The organism is Caviibacter abscessus (assembly GCF_001517835.1).
Lineage (GTDB): Bacteria > Fusobacteriota > Fusobacteriia > Fusobacteriales > Leptotrichiaceae > Caviibacter > Caviibacter abscessus.
The window spans coordinates 1-22,308 of record NZ_LOQG01000001.1; the positions used below are offsets into that span (position 1 = coordinate 1).

Consider the following 22,308-nt stretch of genomic DNA (forward strand, 5'->3'; position numbering starts at 1 on the left):
AAATTATAGATTAACACCATTTGTAAGTGTAGAGAAGATATCAGATAATTTAACAATAAGAACGGGATTTTCATCAAAAAGTGGTGAGGCAATAGTTAAGACAAAAAGTATATTTGGTGATGAATTTAAAGTTAAAGAAGATGATATAAAAGCATTAGGTAATACAAGTTCAAATACAAAAATAACATGGGCTTATGATAAAAATTTTGATTCAAGTTGGACTAGTTGGTTTTATAATCATAATGGTGATAAAGGAGTATACTTTGTAAAGCTTAAAAACTACTTCAATCATAAAGAAACAAATGAAATAGATAAGTTACTTGATAAAAAATATAGAATATATCTTAATTTAGACTATGATAATGAAGTTGGATTTAATGTAAGAACAAACCTTGATTTAGAGTATAATAATATTAAATATACTTCTGAGCGTCATGAAAAAAATACTGAAATAACAGTAGAAAAGGTTTATGCAATAAAATCAGATAAACAAAATCAACCATATACAGAGTTAAAAGAGCAATTTAAGGATGAAAATGTTGTTTTCTTTGTTAATGGTGAAGCTAAAAAAGCAAAGATAAAAAAAATAATTGAAGCTAGAGGTGGGAAAATGGATAGATTTAGTGAAAATCCAGTTATCACCGCTGTAGATCAAAGCAAAAAAGTAAATAAAGAAGAAGTAACAATAAAAAATGTAAAAGAAAATCTGCAATATAGAAGTCTAAATGTTAATAGTGATATTCATTTAGGATATAACTTTAAAGTTATAGATAAGTTCTTTATGGGAGTTGGAGTAAATCATAAGTTAGATCTTAAATATGTAATGGTTGATAATATATTACTAGATGATTTGAAATTATTTGGAAGCAATATGTTAAAAGCAAAAAATGTGTTATCACCAGAGGTATCGGCAAAATACAATATAATAAAAGGAATATCATGGACATCAAGTATAAATGTACCGGTAAGTTTTGAAAATGCTAAATACAAGAGAACAGATGTAAATATTAAGACAGGATTTGAATTTAAATGGTAAGAGGCGGACAGTTGTTCACCTCTTACTTTTTTATAAATACCAACGCTTCACCATTTAGTTCAATTTCAGCACTATTACTTTCAATTATATTACTTACTAAAGATATTTGCCTTTCAATATTTTTATTTTTTAAATTATATTTAAATCCCTTTAAGCTAAGATTTTTAATATCTGTAATTGGAATTAATGAAAATATATGATTTTTCATATCATAAATTGTGCTTTTATTATTTATATAATATATTAGTTCATTTGTGTGTGATATAAACTTCATATTTTTATTTTTTTCTAAAAGTTTTAAATTTGATATAGTCATGTCTGTTCTATATCCGGTTGCACCAAAAACAATGATATCTTCTTTACCAGATAAATAAGTTTCACAGTTATTAAATCTATTTTTTATGTTAATATTATTTATTCCATATATATGGATAAGGGCAATTTCAAAATCAGTATAATCTTTATCAGAGTCATACTTATACATTTTTGTATTTTTATAATATTCCCAAGCTTTTTTATCAATTGAATCAAAATCTCCTATAATTATATCAGGCTTTATATTATATTTTATTAAAGTATTAGCTGCACCATCACAACAATAAATAAACCTATTTTTAATTAAATTAAAGTGATATTCGTTAAGTTTTGGATATTCTCCATTTAAAAAAATTGCATATTTCATATTTATTATCCTAAAAATAATCTTAATTTCATTAATTTTAATATTTCTTTTTCATAATTTATTATTTTCTTATCTTTCATTTTTTAACCTCTTTCTTAAAAATATAATAACATATTTAAATGTAAATGCAACATAAAAATATTAAGTGGCTGTTAGTCTTTACTTGCATTTTAATTTAGTGTATAATATTGATAATGATTTGTAACAAAGATTGGAGTTATTAATGAATAGTAATAAAACTATTATTGATATTGTAGAATCTAATTACGATGAGGTTGTATCAATAAGAAAACATTTACATAAATACCCTGAGTTAAGTGAAAAAGAGTATGAAACTTCTAAATATATTCAAAATTTTTTAAATAAATTAGGAGTTAAGTATAAAAAAGTAGCTGATACAGGTCTTTTTGCATTTATAGAAAATGGTTGCGGAAAAAAATTAGCATTTAGAGCGGATATGGATGCTTTACCTATAGATGAAAAAACAAATGTAGATTTTAAATCAGTGAATAAAGATGTTATGCATGCTTGTGGACATGATATACATATGAGTGTTCAACTTGGAGTTATAAAATGCTTAGTTGAAAATAAGCATCTATGGAAAGGTGAAGCAAGATTTTTCTTTCAGCCTGCTGAAGAAACAGTTGGAGGAGCAAAAAGAATGCTTGATGAAGGTGTAAATTTGGATAAAGCGGATGCCATATTTGGTTTACATTGTGCTCCTGAAATAGAAGCTGGAAGTATCGGAATTAAGCATGGAAAATTACATGCAACATCAGCGGTATTTAAAATGAAAATCATTGGTAAATCATCACATGCAGCTCTTGCATATCAAGGTATAGATAGTATAGTTATAGGAAGTAAGGTTGTTGATTATCTTCAAACAATAGTATCAAGAAAAATAGACGCAAGAGATTGTGCTGTCATAACTGTAGGAACATTTAATGGTGGCTTTGCAGAAAATGTTGTTGCAGAAAATGTAGAATTAACCGGTACAATAAGAACACTAACTAAAGAAACAAAGAAATATATAGTTGATATATTAAAAAGTGAGCTTGTAAAATTTGTTGAAAGTTATGGTGCAAAAATAGAAATAAATATTAGAGATAGTTATGCACCTGTAATAAATAATAATGAAATGACAGATTTTTTAAGTAAAAATGCTAGAGATATATTAGGAAAAGATAAAGTAATAGAAATTGAAGAGACGAGAATGGACGTTGAAGATATGGGATTTTTCTTAGAGCAAATACCGGGTTCATTTTATCGTTTAGGTGTTGGAACTCCAAATGAAACTTACCATGAATTACATAGTAATAAGTTTATAGCAAATGAATTATCCTTAAGAATTGGAATGTTAGTACAATTAAAAAATGCACTGGAGTTTCTATGTATAGAATAGGTCAAGAGATACATGTAAAAATAGAAAAAATTGTGTTTGGAGGGGAAGGTTTAGGATATATTGACGGCTTTATTATCTTTGTACCAATGAGTGCAATAGGTGATGAATTAATAGTAGAAGTAATTTCTGTGAAAAAAACTTATGCAAGAGCGTTAATAAAGAAAATTTTAATTCCTTCACCTGATAGAATTGAAAGTGAAAAAATAACATTTGAAGAATATAACGGTTGTGATTTTGGTATGTTAAAATATGAAAAACAACTTGAATATAAGGATAAAATGTTAAAAGAAATGATGCAAAATATTTCAAAAATAGACATAAGTGATATATATGAAAATATACAAGGTTCAACACAGATAAATAATTATAGAAATAAAATAGCAGAGCCGTTTTTTAAGCAGGATAATATAATAAAAACAGGATTTTATGAAAGAAAATCACATAAAGTTTTTAGTTCAAGTGAAGACATATTAAAATCTAAAATTGCTGTAAAATTTACAAAAATTGTTTGTGATTTATTAAATAAAAGTGATTTTACAGTATATAACGATATTACTAAAAGTGGATTTTTAAAACATTTAATTATAAGAAATAACAGTAAAGATGATGTTATGATTGGTATAGTTGTAACTAAAAAAACAAGGCTTTCTAAGTTAAAAAAAATACTTCAAGATGTATATGATATGTATGAGGAAGTCAAATCAGTATATATATCAGTTAAAAATATTGAAAATAATGTAATATTAGGTGATGAAAATATATTAATTGCCGGAAATGAATATATTAGTGAAAATATATTTGATTTAAATTTTAAAATACATTTAGACAGTTTTTTTCAAGTTAATATTACACAGGTAAAAAAACTGTATTCAAAAGCAATTGAATATTTAGGAGAGACAACAAACTGTGTAATTGATGCATTCTCAGGTACAGGAACAATAGGAATGCTATTATCAAAAAATTCAAAAAAAGTAATATGTATTGAATCTGTTGAAAATGCAAGTGTTGCAGCAAATATAACTGCCAGGGAAAATAATATATCAAACATTGAATTTGTTACTGGTAAGGTTGAACATAAAATAGATAAAGTAATGTTAAAAGAAAATGTAACTCATATAGTATTTGATCCACCAAGAAAAGGTGTTGATATAAAAGCGTTAAAAAGTGTTATAAAAAATAAAATAAATAAAATTGTATATATTTCTTGCGAACCTTCAACTTTTGCAAGAGATTTGAATTATTTGACTGAAAACGGATATAAACTTACAAAAATGTCGGCAGTTGATATGTTTTCAAACACTCATCATATAGAAACAGTCGCACTTATAGAAAGGAAATAAATGTTAGGATATTTTTTAATAATATTTTCATATGTTTTAGGTAGTATACCAAATGCTTTATGGATAGGTAAACTTTTTAAAAGAATGGACATTAGGGAATACGGAAGTGGAAATATAGGATCAACTAATGCAGCAAGAGTTTTAGGATATGGTTATGGTGTAATGACATTAATATTAGATGTGTCGAAAGGATTAATACCTGTATATATTGCAATTAAACTTTATCCACAAAATTATATTTTACATATTCTAGTATCAATGGGAAGTATTATAGGACATAGCTATTCAATATTTTTAAAATTTAAAGGTGGTAAAGCAGTAGCAACAAGTTTAGGTGTGTTTATTATTTTATCATTTAAATCTGTATTAGTATTAATTGTTATATTTATACTAATTGTATTAATAACAGGATATGTTTCAGTAGCATCAATGACAGCTGCATCGCTTTTATTTATATTTGTACATATATTTAATCATAATATATTTTATACAGTATTTGCGATGTTTATTGGATTATTAGTTATTTATAGACACAAATCAAATATATTAAATCTTTTAAATGGAACTGAAGCAAAATTTAAAGATAAAGCAGATAAAAATTAGCGAGGTGTATATGAAAAAAATATTAGTCATAGGTGGCGGAAGTTGGGGAACTGCACTTTCAATACTCTTATCAAACAAAGGACATAAATGTTTTATATGGGAATACAACGAAGCTTACAGAGAACAACTTAGAAATGACAGAGAGAATAAAAATTTTTTACCTGGAATTAAATTTAATGAAAATATTGAAATAATTGATGACTACAATGATAAAGCATTGGAATCAGATATCATATTACTTGCAACTCCGACACAATTTATTCGTAAAATTGTAAGAAATTTGTGTAAATTAAATGAAAATAAAATTATAGTTAATGTTGCAAAAGGTTTAGAAATTGGAACTTTAAAAAGAATTTCTCAAATAATTGAGGAGGAAATAAAAGAGAAAAAATATAGTTATGTGTTACTTGCAGGACCTACTCATGCAGAAGAAGTGGTGAAAAATATGCCATCTGCTATAGTTGCAGTTTCAAATAATGAAGAAATTGCAAAAGTAGTTCAACATATATTTAATACCGAATATTTAAGAGTTTATACAGGAACTGATGTAATAGGTTCAGAACTTGCAGGAGCATTAAAAAATTGTCTTGCTATAGTTGCAGGTATTTCTGATGGATTAGGTTATGGAGATAATACAAAGGCTGCAATTATGACAAGAGGCATAAATGAAATGGCTATAATTTCTAAATTTTTTGGAGCAGATGAAAAGACATTTATGGGATTAACAGGATTTGGAGATCTTGTTGTAACTTGTACGAGCAAGCACAGTAGAAACAGATTTCTTGGAGAACAGTTAGGAAAAGGAAAACAATTAGATGAGATTTTATCTGATTTAAAAATGGTTTCAGAAGGAGCTACAACAATAAAAGCTTTACACGATATTATACAAATGAATAATTTAAGAGCTCCTATATTTATGGAACTTTATTCTATATTATATGAGAATAAATCTACTGATACTATAACAAAAACACTTATGAATAGAAATTTAAGATCCGAATTTTAGGAGTTTGATAATGGAAGAAAAAAATGAGATGAATCTAATTTCATTATATTTATCTGATTTAAGTGCAAATGAATTACTTGACAAAGATGAAGAATTAGATTTATTAAGAAGAATTAGAGAATACAAAGATGAAGAAGCAAAAAATAGGTTAGTTCTTGCAAATTTAAGATTAGTTATATCTGTTGCTAAAAAATCACTTGGAAATGGATTACCGCTTATTGATTTAATTAGTGAGGGGAATTTAGGTTTATTAAAAGCTATAGATAAATTTGATTATACAAAAGGACATAGATTTAGTACTTATGCTGTATGGTGGATAAAACAAGCAATAAAAAAGGCAATAATTAACATAGGCAGAGATATAAGAATACCATCATATAAACATGAACAATTAGCAAAAGTTAATAAATTAGTAAATGAATATAACCATAAACATGGAGAACATCCAAGTGTTGAATATATAGCGGAGCAGTTAAACTTAAAACCTAGTAAAGTTATTTTACTTATTAATGAATTTCAAGATGTATTATCTTTTAATGAAACTATAGGAGATAATATTTTCTTAGAAGATGTTATAGGTAAGGATGATAACATAGAAGAGCTAATAATCAAAGAAGAGCAACTTATGGAAATGAAAGATTTGCTTGAAAAAGTTCTAACTACAAGAGAAAGAGAAATTTTAGAATTAAGATATGGATTATATAACTCGAAAATTCATACATTAAAAGATATAGGCACCATACTAAATATTACCAGAGAAAGAGTTAGGCAAATAGAGAAGAAAGCTGTGACAAAATTAAAAAGACATTTTGAAAATTATAGAGATATATATTAAAAGGAGCTGGGAATATATGTTAAATATTAGAGTAAAAACTAAAGATATATTAAGGTCAATTAGAATAGTTGAAAATGCCATTGAAGATGACAAAACAGATAGTCGTAATACTGGAATATACATTGAAACTGCTGAAAATAAACTTATATTTAAAGGTATAGGTCAAAATATTTTCATAAAAAGTGAATGTGAAGCCTCTATTATAGAAGAAGGAAATATAATAATCAAATATAAATTAATTGAAGAATATTTAAAAAAGATAGATCAAGAATTTATAGATATTATTGAAAAAAATGCTCAAATTGAGATAAAAAATGGAGATAGTAACGCTAAATATACTTTAATAGAATACAAAAAGCCAATTGAAGCATATATAAGTAATGGTGTTGAATATATATTTGATAAAAAATTATTATTGGAAAATATTGAAAATACACAATTTGCAGCTTCAACAGATATAACAAAAACTACAATTAACTGTATTAAGTTTGATGTTGTAGGAAATGTATTAAAACTTGTTGCTACTGATTCATATCGTTTAATGTATAGAGAAGTCGAAATGAATGAAAACGTAACTGATGAAAATATTAGTGTAAATTTACCTCTTAGAACTATTCAAAGTTTAATTAAAGTATTAAGAGAAAGCAACAATGACAATTTAGTATTAAAATCTGATGGAACAAAAGTTTTATTTAAACTTGATGATATTGAAATATTAACTAAAGTTGTGGAATTACAATTTCCTGATTATAAAACAATATTAAATAATGTTAAAACAGATAAAAAAATAGAAATAAGCAAAACAGATTTTCATAAAAAATTAGATTTAGTTCAGTTATTTGTTAGAGATAAAAAAGAAAGAAAAGATGTTGCTGAGTTTATATTTTCAGCAGATAAATTAACAATAAATGGAAATAATGACACAGCGGTAGTTTCTGAAAACGTGTTAATCAATAAAGATTGTGATGACATAAAAATATATTTAAATGTTAAATTTTTAATTGATTATTTAAGTACTGTAAGAAACTCTAAAATATTGGAAATAAATTTATCTGATGAAGTATCTGCTGTATTGCTTAAAGAAGAGGACAGAAGTAGTAATAGCATTTACCTAACTATGCCTTTAAAATTGTAAAGTTAATAAATTTATTATAAATTTTATTTATAAATAATCAGATTTACATAAATAGGGTATACTATAGATAGAAAATTATATTTTAAGAGGTGAATCATATTATGATGAAGTATTTACAAAGAATCGGTAGATCACTTATGTTGCCGATTGCAATTTTACCCGCAGCTTCCTTAATATTAGGTGTTGGATATGCAATAAGTACATCAGGATCAGGAGCTCAAAGTCAGCTAGCTGCATTTTTGATTAAATCAGGTGGAGCTATAGTAGATAATATGTCTATATTATTTGCTATAGGAGTAGCACTTGGAATGTCTAAGGATAGAGACGGTTCAGCAGCACTTTCAGGATTAGTTGCATTTTTAGTAGTTACAACAGTATTGTCAACTGCATCAGTTTCTCAATTAATGCGTATAGCTACTGAAGAAGTTAATCCTGCATTTGGAAAAATTAATAACCAATTTATTGGTATAATTTCAGGTATAGTAGCAGCAACTGTTTATAATTATTTCCATGATATTCAATTGCCTGAATTTTTAGCATTCTTTTCAGGTAAAAGATTTGTTCCTATTTTAACGGCAGCATGTATGTTAGTTGTTTCAGGAGTTTTATTCTTTATATGGCCAACAATTTATACAGTATTAGTTGAATTTGGTAAATTAATAATGGGATTAGGTGCAGTAGGTGCAGGACTATATGGATTTTTCAATAGATTACTAATACCATTAGGGTTACATCATACATTAAATTCAGTATTTTGGTTTGATATTGCAGGTATAAATGATATTGGTAGATGGCTTTCTCCAGTTGAAAGTGCTTATGAAAATATTCCATTAGTACTTCAAGGAAAATATGTTGTAGGTATGTATCAAGCAGGATTTTTTCCTGTTATGATGTTTGGGTTACCGGCAGCAGGGTTAGCTATGTACTTTACTGCAAAACCTGAACAAAAGAAAGTTATAGGATCATTAATGCTTGCAGCAGGATTTACATCATTTTTTACAGGTGTTACAGAACCATTAGAATTTTCATTTATGTTTGTAGCTCCAGCTTTATATGTAGCACATGCAGCTTTAACAGGTATAACAGTTGCGGTAGTGGCAATGCTTAAATACACTGCTGGTTTTGCTTTCAGTGCAGGGTTAATTGACTATGTAATATCTTTAAGAAATCCAAATGCAAACAATACTTTATTATTAATACCAATTGGAATAATTGTAGCAGTAGTATACTTCGTAGTATTTGTTACTATGATTAAAACATTTGATATTAAAACACCAGGACGTACTGATGGAGAAATAGACAACAGTCAACTTGATGAAATATTAGGTAGAAATGATAAAAAAGCAAAATTTGTTGAAATGGCAAAAGTAATCTTAATAGGATTAGGTGGAAAAGAAAATTTAACATCAATAGATAATTGTATAACTAGATTAAGACTTGAAGTTAAAGATGTTAATTTAATAAATAAAGATGTAATAAAATCTTCAGGTGCAATAAATACAGTAGTTATAGATGAACATTCTGTTCAAGTTATAATAGGACCACAAGTACAATTTGTTGCAGATGAATTAAAAAAATTATAATTGAGGTTACAAATGCTTAAATTAGAAAACATAATATCAGGTTTAGGTGGAGTAAATAATATAGATCTAATAGATAACTGTATGACTAAACTTAGAATAAGAATAAAAGACAGTAATAAAGTAGCAAGAAATGTGATACTATCATCAGGTGTTAAAGATGTATTAATATTTGATAATGATGTTCATATACCGATTGGGGTAACTGCAAAAGAAGTTGCTAAATCGTTAAAATCTATGGCATCAAAAAGAGATTCAGATATAATAGTTGAAGCACTTGGAGGTAGAGACAATATTGAAGATATAAGTTCTTGTATGACAAAATTAAGAGTTAATTTATTTGATATGAGCAAAATTGATAAAGAAAAAATTTTATCAACAATTTCTAAGGATGTTTTAATATTGGATAAAGATATTCATATAGTTATTGGAACCGATGCAAAAAAAATATTATCAGAAATTATATAAATAAGAATAAAGCAAATAAAATGTAATATTAAAATTATTTGCTTTATTTTTTTATTCAATTACTTGCATATTTTTAAAATAAAGTTATACTATATAGATATAATTTACTTAAGGAGGACTATATATGTATAGTTTTATATTAGCGTTGATCATCTTAGTTGTGGGTTACTTTACATATGGTAAATATGTTGAAAAAGTATTCGGTTCAGATCCAAGTAGACCTACACCGGCAATTACTAGACCGGACGGAGTAGACTATGTACCTCTAGGAACGTTCAAATCATTATTTATTCAATTTTTAAACGTTGTTGGAACTGGTCCTATATTCGGAGCTATTGCAGGGGCATTATTCGGACCCATGGCATTTTTATGGATAATATTTGGATGTATTTTTGCAGGAGCGGTTCATGATTTCTTTAGTGGAATGCTTTCAGTAAGAAGTAATGGAGCTACTGTAGGAGAATTAGTTGGAGAAAATCTAGGTGATTTTGCAAAACAAGGTATGCGTGTTTTCTCGATAGTTTTATTGGTGTTGGTTGGAGTTGTATTTTTAACATCACCTGCACAAATATTACATACTTTAACTAAGTTTTCATATAATTATTTATTAGTTATTATAATAACATATTATATTCTTGCAACTTTATTACCAGTTGACAAATTAATCGGTAGAATTTATCCAATTTTTGGAGTTGCATTATTTTTCATGGCTGTGGGGATATCAATATCAATAATTTATGGAAATATAGCTGGAGTATATAAAACGCCTGAAATAACAGAATTATTTACAAAACTAAATTATCACTCTAAATTAGCATTATTCCCATTCCTATTTATATCAATAGCATGTGGAGCAATAAGCGGATTCCACGCAACACAATCACCAATAATTGGTAGATGTATAAAATCAGAAGCTGATGGTAGAAAAGTTTTCTATGCAGCTATGATAGGAGAAGGAATAGTTGCAATTATATGGGCAGCAGCTGCAATGACATTATTCCCACACAATGGTGAATTAGGTCTTGTTAGTCAATTAGTTGGATTAAAAGAAGTTGGAAAAGCACCTGTAGTTGTTAATGAAGTGGCAAGAATAACACTTGGTAAAGTTGGAGCAGTTTTAGCGGTATTAGGAGTTGTTGCAGCACCTATAACTTCAGGAGATACAGCATTTAGAAGTGCTAGAATGACAATAGCTGATATATTTAAAATAGATCAAAAACCTATTAAAAATAGATTGATGATAGCAATACCGTTATTTGCAATTGGAGCATACTTATCACAAGTAGACTTTAATATTATATGGAGATATTTTGCTTGGTCTAACCAAACATTAGCTATGATTGGGTTATGGTCTGCATCAGCATGGTTATTAAAACGTAATAGAAATTATTGGATTACTTTATTACCAGCTGTATTTATGACTTTAGTTTCAATAGATTATATAGTTATAGCTCCTGAAGGATTTGTAAGATTCTTTAAAGGTGTTTCGCAAACAGTTATAGCTGGAACAGGATTTGGTGTAGCTGTAATAGTTGCTTTAATTGGATTAGTAGCATTCTTTATGAAAAAGAAAGAATATGATGAAAAAAATCTATATATAAACGATTAAAATAAAAACGAGAGAAAATTTGTTCTCTCGTTTTTTAAAATATTACCATAATTTTATCATTTATAATCTTTATATCTTTTACACTAATTAATTTTGTTAGAGCATATTCACTTAAAATAAATATTGGCTTAGATTCTATTTTTTTATAAATTCCTTTTAATACCATTCTGCTAAAAAAATTAGATTCAGGGTTAAAATTAGAGTTATTTGCTGAAAATGATTCTATGCTTAAATCTTTTAAGTATAAATTTGTACTATTTTTATCATAATTTAAATTTGACTTAAGTATCATTTTACCAGTAGCATGTTTACCTATAACTTGATTTTCATAATCTACTGTAAGATATAGTTGATTATCTTTTATTTCAATATTAGGATTTTGAATTACTAGCTTTCCTTTTAATGCATAATTTTTTTCAATAGGCATAATAAATGATATTCCAGTATTAAGTAAGTTAGTAGGTATTTGTAAACTTGATGAATAGCTTACAACAGATAGTATAAATAATAAAGATAAAATAAATCGCTTAAACATTTTTTATCACCTTATTTATTATATCATTTTTATAATAATTATGATACAATAAATTTGGTGGTTATATGAAAGAATTAATAATAGTAACAGGTATGAGTGGAGCTGGAAAAACACAGGCTTTAAATATTTATGAAGACAGAGGATATTTTTGTATTGATAATTATCCAATGGCTTTATTTAAATATATTCAAGATATATATCAAAGTGCTGAAAAAAGAGAAAAAATTGCAGTTGTAGTTGATATAAGAGATGCTAATGTTATAACTGATTTTATAAACCAATTGGATATATTAAATAAATATAAAATAAAGTATAGACTTATATATTTAGATGCAAGAACAGATGTTTTACTTAGTAGATATGAACTTTCAAGAAGAAAACATCCGCTTAATAAATATGAGGGACTTATAGATAATATTGAAGCTGAAAGAAAATTAATTTCATGTTTTAAACAATATGCACATCAAATTATAGATACTAGTAAACTTGATGTTAAGCAATTAGAAACTGAACTTGAAGCTGGAGATACAAAACTTGATATTTCTTTAATATCATTTGGATTTAAAAATGGAATACCTCTTGATGCACATTTAGTATTTGATGTTAGGTTTTTACCTAATCCATATTATGTGAAAGAATTAAGACATAAAACCGGAAATGATAGTGAAGTTTATGATTATGTTATGAGCTTTAATGAAAGCGAAGTATATTATGCGATGCTTTATAACATGATTACATATTTAATACCTGAATATGAAAAAGAAGGTAAAGCATATTTAAAGATAGCTGTTGGTTGTAGTGGAGGACAACATAGATCGGTTAGTTTTATTAACCGTTTAAAAAAAGAATTGAGTATAAAATTTAATAATAAAATAAATAAAAATCATAGAGAAGTTGGAAATAAAAAATGTCTATAGACTTAAAACATATACCTGCAAATGCAGGTGTTTATATTATGAAAAATAAATATGACAAAATAATATATATAGGAAAAGCCAAAAACCTAAAAAAAAGAGTTAGTTCATATTTTAATAAGACACAAAATTTAAAGACAACGGAATTAGTAAAAAATATTACTACTATTGATTTTTTTTTATGCAATTCTGAAATAGAAGCACTTATTTTAGAAAATAATTTAATAAAAAAGCATAAACCAAAATATAATATACTTTTAAAAGATCAAAAAACATATCCTTATATAAAGATAACAAAAGAGCTATATCCTAAGATATCGGTAGTAAGAAATGTTTCAGATAATAATAGTGATAAAGCATATTATTTTGGACCTTATCCAAATACTAATATGAAAAGTGCTGTTAATATGTTAATGAAAGTTTTTAATATTAGGGATTGCAATATAAATGTTTATAAAAATAACTTAAAACCTTGTTTAAAATATCATATAAATTTGTGTAATGCACCTTGTATGTATAAAGATGAGGATACTATAAATACATATATAGAAAACACAAAAAAATTAGTGAAATTTTTGGAAAACAAAGATACAGGCATATTAAAAGAAATTGAAAATAAAATGAATAATTACAGTGAGTCTTTTGAATTTGAAAAAGCCATTATTGAAAGGGAAAGATTAAAAACACTACAAAAATTAATAGAAATTCAAATAACTGAAGCTGTAAGAGAATATGATGAAGATATTTTTGTATTAAATCATATCCAAGATAATATCTTTTTATGTATCATAAGTGTGAGAAAAGGAAAAATAATAAATAAGACATTTAATGTTATAAAAAATATTATTGATGATACTGATATTTTAGATAGGCTTATAACTGCATATTATGATAAATTTACGCCTCCTAAAATAATAGTATTAAGTGCAGAATATAAAGATAAAAAAGAAATTATTGAAAATTGGTTTTTAAATGAAAAAAAATATAAAGTAAAACTTATTTTTCCAAGCAAAAAAAGTAGAACATATGACTTACTTAAATTAGGGAATTTAAATTTAGTAAGTGAACAAGAAAATTACTATAATAAAAAAGAAAATATGTTTAAAAATTTAATTGAACTTAAAGAAATATTAAAACTTGATAAAATTCCAAATAAAATTGAATGTTATGATATTTCTAATATTAGTGGTAATGATAATGTAGGTTCTCAAGTTGTATTTATAAATGGAGTAAAAGAACCAAAATTATATAAAAAATATAAAATAAAAACAATTATAGGTCAAGATGATTATGGTAGTATGAAAGAAGTAATAAAGCGAAGAATAAAATATAAAGATTTACCTGATTTAATATTATTAGATGGAGGTAAAGCTCATGTCAATACAATAAAGAAATTTTTATTAAACGAAAATATAAATATAGCTGTCTTTGGTATGTATAAAGACAATAAACACAGGACTTTTGGTCTTTGTGATGAAAATAATATAATTAATTTGAAAATTCATAAAAATTTATTCAATTTAATAACATCATTTCAAGATGAAGTACATAGATTTGCTATAACTTATCACAAAAAATTAAGATCAGAGAGAAATAATAAAAGTTTATTGGATGAAATTTCCGGGATAGGTAAAGTTAGAAAAAAAACATTATTAAATAAGTTTGGTACAATTTCAAATATAAAAAAAGCTAGTATTGATGAGCTAAAAGAAATATTACCTGAAAGTGTTGCCATAAATTTGCTGGAGAAATTATGAAGATTTTTAGACAAAAAATTTTGAAAATGTGATAAATATTGGTATAATATATAAGTAATATAAAATTTTTGGAGGAAATTTTAATGAGTGACTATATTTTGGAAATGAGAAATATAAGAAAAGAATTTTTTAACGGTAAAATAGTCGCAAATGATGACATTAACCTTAAAATTAGACCTGGTGAAATTCACGCTATTGTAGGTGAAAATGGTGCTGGGAAATCAACACTTATGAAAATCCTAAACGGATTATATGACCTAACCTCAGGTGAAATATACTATAAAGGTAATAAAGTTGATATATCATCACCATCAGTTGCAGCACATTTAGGAATTGGAATGGTTTATCAACATTTTATGTTGGTTGAAACTTTAACAGTTGCTGAAAATATGGTTCTAGGATTTGAACCAAGAAAAAATGGAATTTTCTTTGATTTAGAAACTGCAAGAAAAAATGTAAAAGAAGTTTCTGAAAAATACGGACTTAATATAGATCCAGATGCTATTGTCGGTGATTTATCAGTTGGTATTCAACAAAGAATAGAAATTCTAAAAATCCTATTTAAAGGAGCAGAACTTTTAATATTTGATGAACCAAGTGCTGTTCTTACACCACAAGAAGTTGTTGAATTATACGGTATTATGAGAAACCTTATAAAAGAAGGTAAAACTATAATCTTCATTTCACATAAACTACAAGAAGTATTAGACCTTTCTGATAATATTACAGTTATTAGAAGAGGTAAAGATGTAGGAGGATTAAAAACTTCAGAAGCAACAAAAGAAAGCATTGCTAATATGATGGTAGGTAGACAAGTACTTTTCAATATTAAAAAAGAGCCTGTTGAAATTGGAGATGTAGTTGTTGAAGTTAAAAATATAGTTGCAGAAAATGATTTAGGTATCTCTAAAGTTAAAGATATCAGTTTTGAAATAAGAAGTGGAGAAATATTTGGTATAGCCGGTGTTGAAGGTAACGGACAAACAGAATTAATTGAAGTATTAGCAGGGCTTAGAAAAGCAAAAAATGGAAGCTATAAGGTAGATGGACTTGAGTTAATAAATAATAGTCCTAAAACAATTAGAGATAAGGGATTATCTCATATACCAGAAGATAGACACAAAAGAGCTACGATTGATGAATTTACAGTTAAAGAAAATCTCTATTTAGGAGTGCTTGAACCTTATTCAAAAAATGGATTTTTTAATCATAAAAAAATTAATGCTAGTATAGATGCAATGATAGAAAAATATGATATTAGACCTGTTGATGCTAATGTAATATATGGAGGATTATCAGGTGGGAATCAACAAAAAGTTGTTGTTGCAAGAGAACTTGAAAAAGAAAATAAATTTATAATTGCGTCACAACCAACACGTGGAGTAGATATAGGAGCAATAGAAATGATACATAATACAATACTTCATGAAAGAACAAAAGGTAAAGCAATATTGGTTGTTTCAGCAGAATTATCAGAAGTAATGGCACTTAGTGATAGAATTGCAGTTATGTATTCTGGTAAATTTGTTGGTATATTAAATAAAGAAGATGCAACAACTGAAAAATTAGGAATATTAATGGCTGGAGGAAAATTAGATGAATAAGAAAATACAAAAAGGATTGTTTTCAATTCTTCCATCATTACTTGCAGTTATAATTGCATTAATTATAGGGGCAATAGTAATTGCATTAAAAGGAGTTAATCCGCTAACAGCATATGCGAGTATGATAAAAGCAGCATTTTATCAAACATCAACAAGATATCCATTTAATGGATTAGCAAAAACATTAGTATTTGCAACACCTCTACTATTTTCAGCTCTTGCTGTAATGTTATCATTTAGAGCAGGAATGTTTAATATCGGTGTTCAAGGGCAAATGATGGCTGGAGGACTTGGTGCAACTTTAGTTGGTATATATTGTCATAACATTTTTGGAAATATAGTAGTAGCATTATTAGTTGCAGCACTATTTGGATTTATATGGGCAGGAATAGCAGGATTATTAAAATCTGTATTTGGAATAAATGAAGTTATTAGTACAATAATGTTAAATTATACTATAGCTCCAATACAAAATTTTCTACTTGGAGGACCTTTAAAAGATCCTAGTTCTTCAAATACTCAAACAGTACCTATATATGAAGGTGTAAGGTTGCCAACTTTATTTCAAGAGATTACAAAACAATCGCTTAACATTGGATTTATTATAGCTATATTAACTTGTGTAGCAGCTTATTATTTCTTTAAAAATACAACTTTAGGATATAAGATAAAAGCAGTTGGAAATAATCCAACAGTGGCTGAAAATGCAGGAATAAATCCTAAAACTATAGCATTTATTGCCATGGGTATAGCAGGAGCAATAGCTGGTATTGGTGGAGCTGAAAGAATATTAGGAGGTTCTACTCAATATGTTTATACAGATCAAATAATGGGTGATTTTGGATTTACAGGACTTGCAGTTTCACTTCTTGGTAAAAACAATCCTTTTGGTATAGTTGTTGCATCAATATTTTATGCGGCACTTGAAATTGGAGGTCAAACATTACAAATTGACTATAAATTAGATAAAGAAATTGTATATATAATACAGGCACTAATAATAATTTTAGTAGCGGCGGAAAACTTATTTAAGTATATGCTTGATAAGAAGAGAAAGGGGAAGAATTAATATGTTACATGCTATTCAAACTTTAGTAAAACAAACAATAATTCTAGCTCCACCAGTTCTAATTACTGCGGTAGGTGCTTGTCTTTGTGAATTGTCTGGAGTTGTAAATATAGGACTTGAAGGTATGATGCTATCAGGTGCGTTTGCAGCAGCTGTTACAAATATATACACAGGAAATCCGTACTTAGGAATAGTAGTTGGAATAATAGTTGGTGGTTTAGTTTCACTTATACACGCTATTATAAGCATACATTTAAAAGGAAACCAAATAGTAAGTGGTGTAGCAATTAACTTATTTGCAGTATCAACAACAAGCTTTTTAATAAAAGCTTTATTTAAAGCTGCTGGGTCTTCACCTTCAGCTAATACAACTGCTAATAAAGTTTATGTATTAATTGGAATTTATGTATTAGCTATTTTAACTTATTATATCGTTTATAGAACAGTATTTGGTTTAAGACTTAGAACAGTTGGAGAACATCCTCTTGCAGCTGACACTGTTGGTATAAATGTATATAAATATAGATATTACGGTGTAATTTTATCAGGTATGTTTGCAGGACTTGGTGGAGCATACATGTCAGTAGTAGTATTACAACAATTTATTAATAATATGTCAGCAGGTAGAGGATACATGGCACTTGCTGCAATGATATTTGGTAAATGGAATCCTTTAGGTGCGATGTTAGCATCACTTTTATTTGCATTTGGTCAAGCATTTTCAGACTATGCAAAAGCATCGGCACTTCCTATACCTCAACAATTTTTAGCAACAATACCATATATATTAACACTTGTAGTATTAGTTGGATTTGTAGGTAAGGCAAGAGCACCTAAAGCAAGTGGAAAACCTTATGAAAAATAAAAAAATTAGCTTTTTAAAAAAATCGTGGTAAAATATATTATACTAACGTATATTATAGATAAATATTTAGGAGGAAAGTTTAATGAAAAAAATTTTATCATTAATTGGTGCATTATTTGCAATGGTGCTAGTTATTTCTTGTGGTGCAAAAACAGAAACTAAAGCACCGGAAGCAAAAGAAAAGAAAGTAGCAATTGTATTTTCTACTGGTGGTTTAGGAGATAAATCATTTAATGATTCAGCTAATCGTGGATTAATGCAAGCTGTTGAACAATTAGGAATTAAATATGATTATTATGAACCTAAAGATCCATCAGCTGAAGCACAAAATCAATTATCTAACTATGCTGAAAAAGGTGATTATGAATTAATAATCGCAGTTGGATTTTCAATGAAAGATGCTTTAGTAGCAGTTGCTAAAGAATTTCCACAACAAAAATTTGCTTTAATTGATGAAGTTGTAAATGATTTACCAAATGTATCTTCATTAATGTTTAAAGAACAAGAAGGTTCATTCTTAGTAGGAGCATTAGCTGCTTTAATGACTAAGACTGGAACAGTAGGATTTGTTGGTGGGTTAGAAGTACCAGTTATAACTAGATTCCAAGCTGGTTATATCCAAGGTGTAAAATATATAAATCCAGAAATACAAGTATTATCTGTATTTATTAATGGTTCAAATCCATTTAATGACCCTGTATCTGCAAAAACACTTACTGAAACATTAATTAAGAAAAATGCAGACATAATTTTCCACGCAGCAGGAGCATCTGGTTCAGGAGTATTCCAAGCAGCAAAAGAAAATAAAGTATTTGCAATGGGTGTTGACGCTAATCAAGATGATGTTGAAAAAGGAACAATCTTAACTTCAATGGTTAAGTATGTTGATAAAGCTGTATTTACAACTGTTAAAAATGTTTTAGAAGGAAACTTTAAATTAGGAACACAATTCTTTGGAATCAAAGAAGATGGTGTTGGAACAACTGAATTTGAATTTACTAAAGATATAATAGGGCAAAAAAAAATTAGTAAATTAGATGAATTAAAGAAAGCAATAGTTGAAGGTAAAATTACTGTAAGCGAAGAAGTTCCTAAATAAAAATAAGCAACTTAAATAAAATAAAAACAGGTGTTGCCTGTTTTTGTTTTTTTCTTAAAATCAAAGAAGGTAATATGATATGAGAATAGTAGATATTATTCAAAAAAAGAGAGATGGAATAGAATTAGAAAAGCAAGAAATTGACTTTTTACTTGATGAATGCCAAAAAGGGACAGTTCCTGATTATCAATTGTCAGCATTTTTAATGGCTACATATTTTCAAGATATGACAGATAATGAATTAATTGAATTTACAAAAAAAATGCGTGATTCAGGAGATAGAATTAAATTTGAGAATTTAGATAAATTTTTAGTTGATAAACATAGTACAGGTGGAGTTGGAGATAAAGTAACAATTGTATTAGCTCCAATAATTGCAGCACTTGGAATGGGAACAGCAAAATTATCAGGTAAAGGGTTAGGACATACAGGTGGTACAATTGATAAATTTGAAGCAATAGAAGGTTTTAAATTTTCAAACACAAAAGATGAATTAATAGCAATTGCAAATAAAACAGGTATTGGATTAATGGGGTATAGTGATAATATAGTTCCACTTGATAAAAAAATATACTCTTTAAGAGATGTAAGTGCAACAGTACCATCAATACCGCTTATTGCAAGTAGTATAATGAGCAAAAAATTAGCGATAGATTCTAATGTTATTATTCTTGATGTTAAAGTCGGAGATGGTGCATTCATGAAAGATATTGAGCATGCTAAAAATCTTGCTAAAAGAATGATAGCCATAGGACGTGGTGCAAATAGACAAGTAAAAGTTGTACTATCAAATATGGACGAACCGCTAGGATATAATATTGGGAATGCTAATGAAGTAATTGAAGGAATTGAAGCTTTAAAAGGGAATTTTCCTAAAGATTTAAAAGAAGTTGTATATACAATAGCAGGACTTGCACTTAAAACTAAAGGTAATGTTGAAAATGTAGAAGATGCAAAAGAAATGGTTGATAAAGTTATTAAAGATGGAAGTGCATTAAAAAAACTTGCTCAGTTTATAAAAGAAAGTGGAGGAAATCCTGAAGTAGTTAATGATTATTCACTTCTTCCAAGTGCAAAATATAGTTTAGAAATAAGAAGTAATAAATCTGGTTACGTAAAGAAAATTAAAACAGAAGAAATTGGTAAAGCAGCTATGGTTATAGGTGCAGGACGTGCAACTAAAGATTCAATAATTGATCATGGTGTTGGACTAAAGGTACTAAAGAAAGTATCTGAAAAAGTGGAAAAAGACGAAATAATAGCAGTATTATCATATAATGATAGTAAAAATGTAGAGCAAGCTAAGGAATTAATTTTAGATGCCTATATCATTGGTGATGATACCGTTGAAAAATCAAAAGCAATATTAGAAATAATTGAATAAAGGTGGTTATTAAAATGATCAATAAGTATATAGATCACACAGTTTTAAAAGCAGTAAGTACTGTAGAAGATATAAATAAATTATGTGAAGAAGCAAAAACATATGGATTTTATTCTGTTTGTGTTAATGGAGCATATGTTTCTATGTGTAAGAAAAATTTAACAGGAACAGATGTAAAAATTGCAGCAGTAGTAGGATTTCCACTAGGTGCAATGGATAGCAGTGTTAAAGTTTATGAAGCTGCTAAAGCAATTGCAGATGGTGCAACTGAAATAGATATGGTAATAAATGTAGGTATGTTAAAATCAAAAAATTTAGAGTATGTTGAATCAGAAATTCGTGCAATAAAAAATGCAATAGGAGATAATGTGCTTAAAGTAATTATTGAAACTTGTTATTTAACTGATGATGAAAAAAGAATTGCTTGTGAATTATCACTTAATGCAGGAGCTGATTATGTTAAAACTTCAACAGGATTTGGTACAGGTGGAGCAACATATGAAGATGTAAAACTTATGAAAGAAGTTGTAGGAGATAAGGCATTAGTAAAAGCATCAGGTGGAGTTAAGAGTTACGAAATAGCAAAAAAATATATAGAGTTAGGTGCAAGTAGACTTGGAACATCATCTGGTATTGAAATTATAAACGGCGAAAAAGGAGAGTAAGATTATGGCAACACCACATATAGGAGCAAATAAAGGGGATATAGCGGAAACTATTTTATTACCAGGAGATCCGCTAAGAGCAAAATATATAGCTGAAACATTTTTAGAAGATGTAGTTCAATATAATAACGTAAGAGGAATGCTTGGTTTTACAGGAACATATAAAGGGAAAAGAATATCAGTACAAGGTACTGGAATGGGTGTACCTTCAATTGGAATATATGTTGATGAATTAATAAATCATTTTGGTTGTAAAACGCTTATGAGAATAGGTACAGCAGGATCAATGCACGAAAGTGTAAAAATAAGAGATGTAGTACTTGCAATGGCAAGTTCAACAGATTCAAATATCAATAAGTTAAGATTTAATGGAGCAGACTATGCACCGACAGCTAATTATGAACTATTTATTGAAGCATACAATATTGCAAAAGAAAAAGGACTTTCTGTTAAAGCTGGAAATATTCTTACAAGTGACAGTTTTTATGGCGATGATAAGGATGCTTGGAAAAAATGGGCAAAATTTGGTGTATTATGTGTTGAAATGGAAACAGCGCAATTATATACATTAGCTGCTAAATATAATGTAAGAGCATTAACATTACTTACTATAAGTGATTCATTAGTAACAGGTGAATGCACTTCAGCAGAAGAAAGACAATCAACATTCAATGATATGATAATAACAGCACTAGAAACGGCAATAAAATTTTAGGAGAG

General features: G+C 27.4%; 21 protein-coding genes. 19 read left to right on the forward strand and 2 right to left on the reverse strand.

The features are described from left to right. Positions 1–1,036, forward strand: a 1,036-nt coding sequence (locus tag AWT63_RS06265) for a hypothetical protein (protein WP_197407838.1), incomplete at its 5' end; no start/stop codon positions are given. 22 nt (positions 1,037–1,058) lie between these two features. Here AWT63_RS06265 and AWT63_RS00010 read toward each other — a convergent pair. Further along, positions 1,059–1,718, reverse strand: coding sequence for a thiamine diphosphokinase (locus AWT63_RS00010; RefSeq protein WP_068267376.1), 660 nt, complete (start codon positions 1,716–1,718; stop codon positions 1,059–1,061). Positions 1,719–1,941: 223 nt separating this feature from the next. Here AWT63_RS00010 and AWT63_RS00015 point away from each other — a divergent pair, with 223 nt between their 5' ends. The 9 genes from AWT63_RS00015 (at position 1,942) to AWT63_RS00055 (ending at position 11,696) form a co-directional block, all read left to right on the forward strand. Next, positions 1,942–3,120, forward strand: a complete 1,179-nt coding sequence (locus AWT63_RS00015; protein ID WP_068267378.1) for a M20 metallopeptidase family protein — start codon at positions 1,942–1,944, stop codon at positions 3,118–3,120. Next, positions 3,108–4,460 carry a 23S rRNA (uracil(1939)-C(5))-methyltransferase RlmD gene (rlmD, locus tag AWT63_RS00020; protein ID WP_068267380.1) on the forward strand — a complete coding sequence of 451 codons (1,353 nt, stop codon included), beginning with the start codon at positions 3,108–3,110 and terminating at the stop codon, positions 4,458–4,460. The genes AWT63_RS00015 and rlmD overlap by 13 nt, the downstream gene beginning before the upstream one ends. Then, positions 4,461–5,063, forward strand: coding sequence for a glycerol-3-phosphate 1-O-acyltransferase PlsY (gene plsY, locus AWT63_RS00025; RefSeq protein WP_068267385.1), 603 nt, complete (start codon positions 4,461–4,463; stop codon positions 5,061–5,063). It begins immediately after the preceding gene. A 10-nt stretch (positions 5,064–5,073) separates the two neighbouring features. After that, the gene (locus AWT63_RS00030; RefSeq protein ID WP_068267387.1) at positions 5,074–6,069 is read left to right on the forward strand and encodes an NAD(P)H-dependent glycerol-3-phosphate dehydrogenase; all 996 of its coding nucleotides are present in this window, start codon (positions 5,074–5,076) and stop codon (positions 6,067–6,069) included. A gap of 10 nt (positions 6,070–6,079) precedes the next feature. Further along, positions 6,080–6,904 carry a sigma-70 family RNA polymerase sigma factor gene (locus tag AWT63_RS00035; RefSeq protein ID WP_068267391.1) on the forward strand — a complete coding sequence of 275 codons (825 nt, stop codon included), beginning with the start codon at positions 6,080–6,082 and terminating at the stop codon, positions 6,902–6,904. A 16-nt stretch (positions 6,905–6,920) separates the two neighbouring features. Beyond that, positions 6,921–8,039: a DNA polymerase III subunit beta gene (gene dnaN / locus AWT63_RS00040; RefSeq protein WP_068267392.1), complete on the forward strand. Its 1,119-nt coding sequence runs from the start codon at positions 6,921–6,923 to the stop codon at positions 8,037–8,039. A 101-nt stretch (positions 8,040–8,140) separates the two neighbouring features. Then, positions 8,141–9,622, forward strand: a complete 1,482-nt coding sequence (nagE, locus tag AWT63_RS00045) for an N-acetylglucosamine-specific PTS transporter subunit IIBC (protein ID WP_068267398.1) — start codon at positions 8,141–8,143, stop codon at positions 9,620–9,622. Positions 9,623–9,634: 12 nt separating this feature from the next. After that, the gene (locus tag AWT63_RS00050; protein ID WP_068267399.1) at positions 9,635–10,087 is read left to right on the forward strand and encodes a PTS transporter subunit EIIB; all 453 of its coding nucleotides are present in this window, start codon (positions 9,635–9,637) and stop codon (positions 10,085–10,087) included. A gap of 124 nt (positions 10,088–10,211) precedes the next feature. Next, on the forward strand, positions 10,212–11,696 hold the full coding sequence (locus AWT63_RS00055; RefSeq protein WP_068267401.1) for a carbon starvation CstA family protein: 1,485 nt from the start codon (positions 10,212–10,214) through the stop codon (positions 11,694–11,696). A 34-nt stretch (positions 11,697–11,730) separates the two neighbouring features. Here the strand turns inward: AWT63_RS00055 and AWT63_RS00060 are convergent, their stop codons facing one another. After that, positions 11,731–12,231, reverse strand: coding sequence for a DUF1439 domain-containing protein (locus tag AWT63_RS00060; RefSeq protein WP_068267403.1), 501 nt, complete (start codon positions 12,229–12,231; stop codon positions 11,731–11,733). 65 nt (positions 12,232–12,296) lie between these two features. On the opposite strand from AWT63_RS00060, the gene rapZ reads away from it, so the two are divergent. From rapZ to deoD, 9 genes are all read left to right on the forward strand, one after another. Next, complete coding sequence (gene rapZ, locus AWT63_RS00065) at positions 12,297–13,148, forward strand: RNase adapter RapZ (RefSeq protein WP_068267405.1); 852 nt, start codon at positions 12,297–12,299, stop codon at positions 13,146–13,148. Further along, a complete protein-coding gene (uvrC, locus tag AWT63_RS00070; protein ID WP_068267406.1) occupies positions 13,139–14,902 on the forward strand; it encodes an excinuclease ABC subunit UvrC in 1,764 nt (587 codons plus the stop codon). The genes rapZ and uvrC overlap by 10 nt, the downstream gene beginning before the upstream one ends. 83 nt (positions 14,903–14,985) lie before the next feature. After that, entirely contained in the window at positions 14,986–16,506 is a 1,521-nt protein-coding gene (locus tag AWT63_RS00075; RefSeq protein WP_068267408.1) for an ABC transporter ATP-binding protein, read from the forward strand. Beyond that, positions 16,499–17,575: an ABC transporter permease gene (locus tag AWT63_RS00080; RefSeq protein WP_068267410.1), complete on the forward strand. Its 1,077-nt coding sequence runs from the start codon at positions 16,499–16,501 to the stop codon at positions 17,573–17,575. The genes AWT63_RS00075 and AWT63_RS00080 overlap by 8 nt, the downstream gene beginning before the upstream one ends. 1 nt (position 17,576) lies before the next feature. Further along, positions 17,577–18,440 carry an ABC transporter permease gene (locus AWT63_RS00085; RefSeq protein WP_068267414.1) on the forward strand — a complete coding sequence of 288 codons (864 nt, stop codon included), beginning with the start codon at positions 17,577–17,579 and terminating at the stop codon, positions 18,438–18,440. Positions 18,441–18,522: 82 nt separating this feature from the next. Then, positions 18,523–19,539, forward strand: coding sequence for a BMP family lipoprotein (locus AWT63_RS00090; RefSeq protein ID WP_068267416.1), 1,017 nt, complete (start codon positions 18,523–18,525; stop codon positions 19,537–19,539). 79 nt (positions 19,540–19,618) lie between these two features. After that, positions 19,619–20,923 (forward strand): thymidine phosphorylase, encoded by a 1,305-nt coding sequence (locus AWT63_RS00095; protein WP_068267418.1) that lies wholly within the window; start codon positions 19,619–19,621, stop codon positions 20,921–20,923. A gap of 14 nt (positions 20,924–20,937) precedes the next feature. Further along, positions 20,938–21,588 (forward strand): deoxyribose-phosphate aldolase, encoded by a 651-nt coding sequence (gene deoC, locus AWT63_RS00100; protein WP_068267421.1) that lies wholly within the window; start codon positions 20,938–20,940, stop codon positions 21,586–21,588. 4 nt (positions 21,589–21,592) lie between these two features. Continuing rightward, positions 21,593–22,303, forward strand: a complete 711-nt coding sequence (deoD, locus tag AWT63_RS00105) for a purine-nucleoside phosphorylase (RefSeq protein ID WP_068267423.1) — start codon at positions 21,593–21,595, stop codon at positions 22,301–22,303. The last annotated feature ends 5 nt before the right edge of the window (positions 22,304–22,308 follow it).

Bases quoted from the DNA above. Each gene is read 5' to 3' on its own strand.
- AWT63_RS00095 (WP_068267418.1), top strand. From the start codon at position 19,619: ATGAGAATAGTAGATATTATTCAAAAAAAGAGAGATGGAATAGAATTA.
- rlmD (WP_068267380.1), top strand. From the start codon at position 3,108: ATGTATAGAATAGGTCAAGAGATACATGTAAAAATAGAAAAAATTGTG.
- AWT63_RS00090 (WP_068267416.1), top strand. From the start codon at position 18,523: ATGAAAAAAATTTTATCATTAATTGGTGCATTATTTGCAATGGTGCTA.
- deoC (WP_068267421.1), top strand. From the start codon at position 20,938: ATGATCAATAAGTATATAGATCACACAGTTTTAAAAGCAGTAAGTACT.
- AWT63_RS00030 (WP_068267387.1), top strand. From the start codon at position 5,074: ATGAAAAAAATATTAGTCATAGGTGGCGGAAGTTGGGGAACTGCACTT.
- AWT63_RS00010 (WP_068267376.1), bottom strand. From the start codon at position 1,718: ATGAAATATGCAATTTTTTTAAATGGAGAATATCCAAAACTTAACGAA.
- AWT63_RS00050 (WP_068267399.1), top strand. From the start codon at position 9,635: ATGCTTAAATTAGAAAACATAATATCAGGTTTAGGTGGAGTAAATAAT.
- plsY (WP_068267385.1), top strand. From the start codon at position 4,461: ATGTTAGGATATTTTTTAATAATATTTTCATATGTTTTAGGTAGTATA.
- deoD (WP_068267423.1), top strand. From the start codon at position 21,593: ATGGCAACACCACATATAGGAGCAAATAAAGGGGATATAGCGGAAACT.
- AWT63_RS00035 (WP_068267391.1), top strand. From the start codon at position 6,080: ATGGAAGAAAAAAATGAGATGAATCTAATTTCATTATATTTATCTGAT.
- AWT63_RS00080 (WP_068267410.1), top strand. From the start codon at position 16,499: ATGAATAAGAAAATACAAAAAGGATTGTTTTCAATTCTTCCATCATTA.
- AWT63_RS00055 (WP_068267401.1), top strand. From the start codon at position 10,212: ATGTATAGTTTTATATTAGCGTTGATCATCTTAGTTGTGGGTTACTTT.
- uvrC (WP_068267406.1), top strand. From the start codon at position 13,139: ATGTCTATAGACTTAAAACATATACCTGCAAATGCAGGTGTTTATATT.
- AWT63_RS00075 (WP_068267408.1), top strand. From the start codon at position 14,986: ATGAGTGACTATATTTTGGAAATGAGAAATATAAGAAAAGAATTTTTT.
- AWT63_RS00015 (WP_068267378.1), top strand. From the start codon at position 1,942: ATGAATAGTAATAAAACTATTATTGATATTGTAGAATCTAATTACGAT.
- AWT63_RS00085 (WP_068267414.1), top strand. From the start codon at position 17,577: ATGTTACATGCTATTCAAACTTTAGTAAAACAAACAATAATTCTAGCT.
- rapZ (WP_068267405.1), top strand. From the start codon at position 12,297: ATGAAAGAATTAATAATAGTAACAGGTATGAGTGGAGCTGGAAAAACA.
- dnaN (WP_068267392.1), top strand. From the start codon at position 6,921: ATGTTAAATATTAGAGTAAAAACTAAAGATATATTAAGGTCAATTAGA.
- nagE (WP_068267398.1), top strand. From the start codon at position 8,141: ATGATGAAGTATTTACAAAGAATCGGTAGATCACTTATGTTGCCGATT.
- AWT63_RS00060 (WP_068267403.1), bottom strand. From the start codon at position 12,231: ATGTTTAAGCGATTTATTTTATCTTTATTATTTATACTATCTGTTGTA.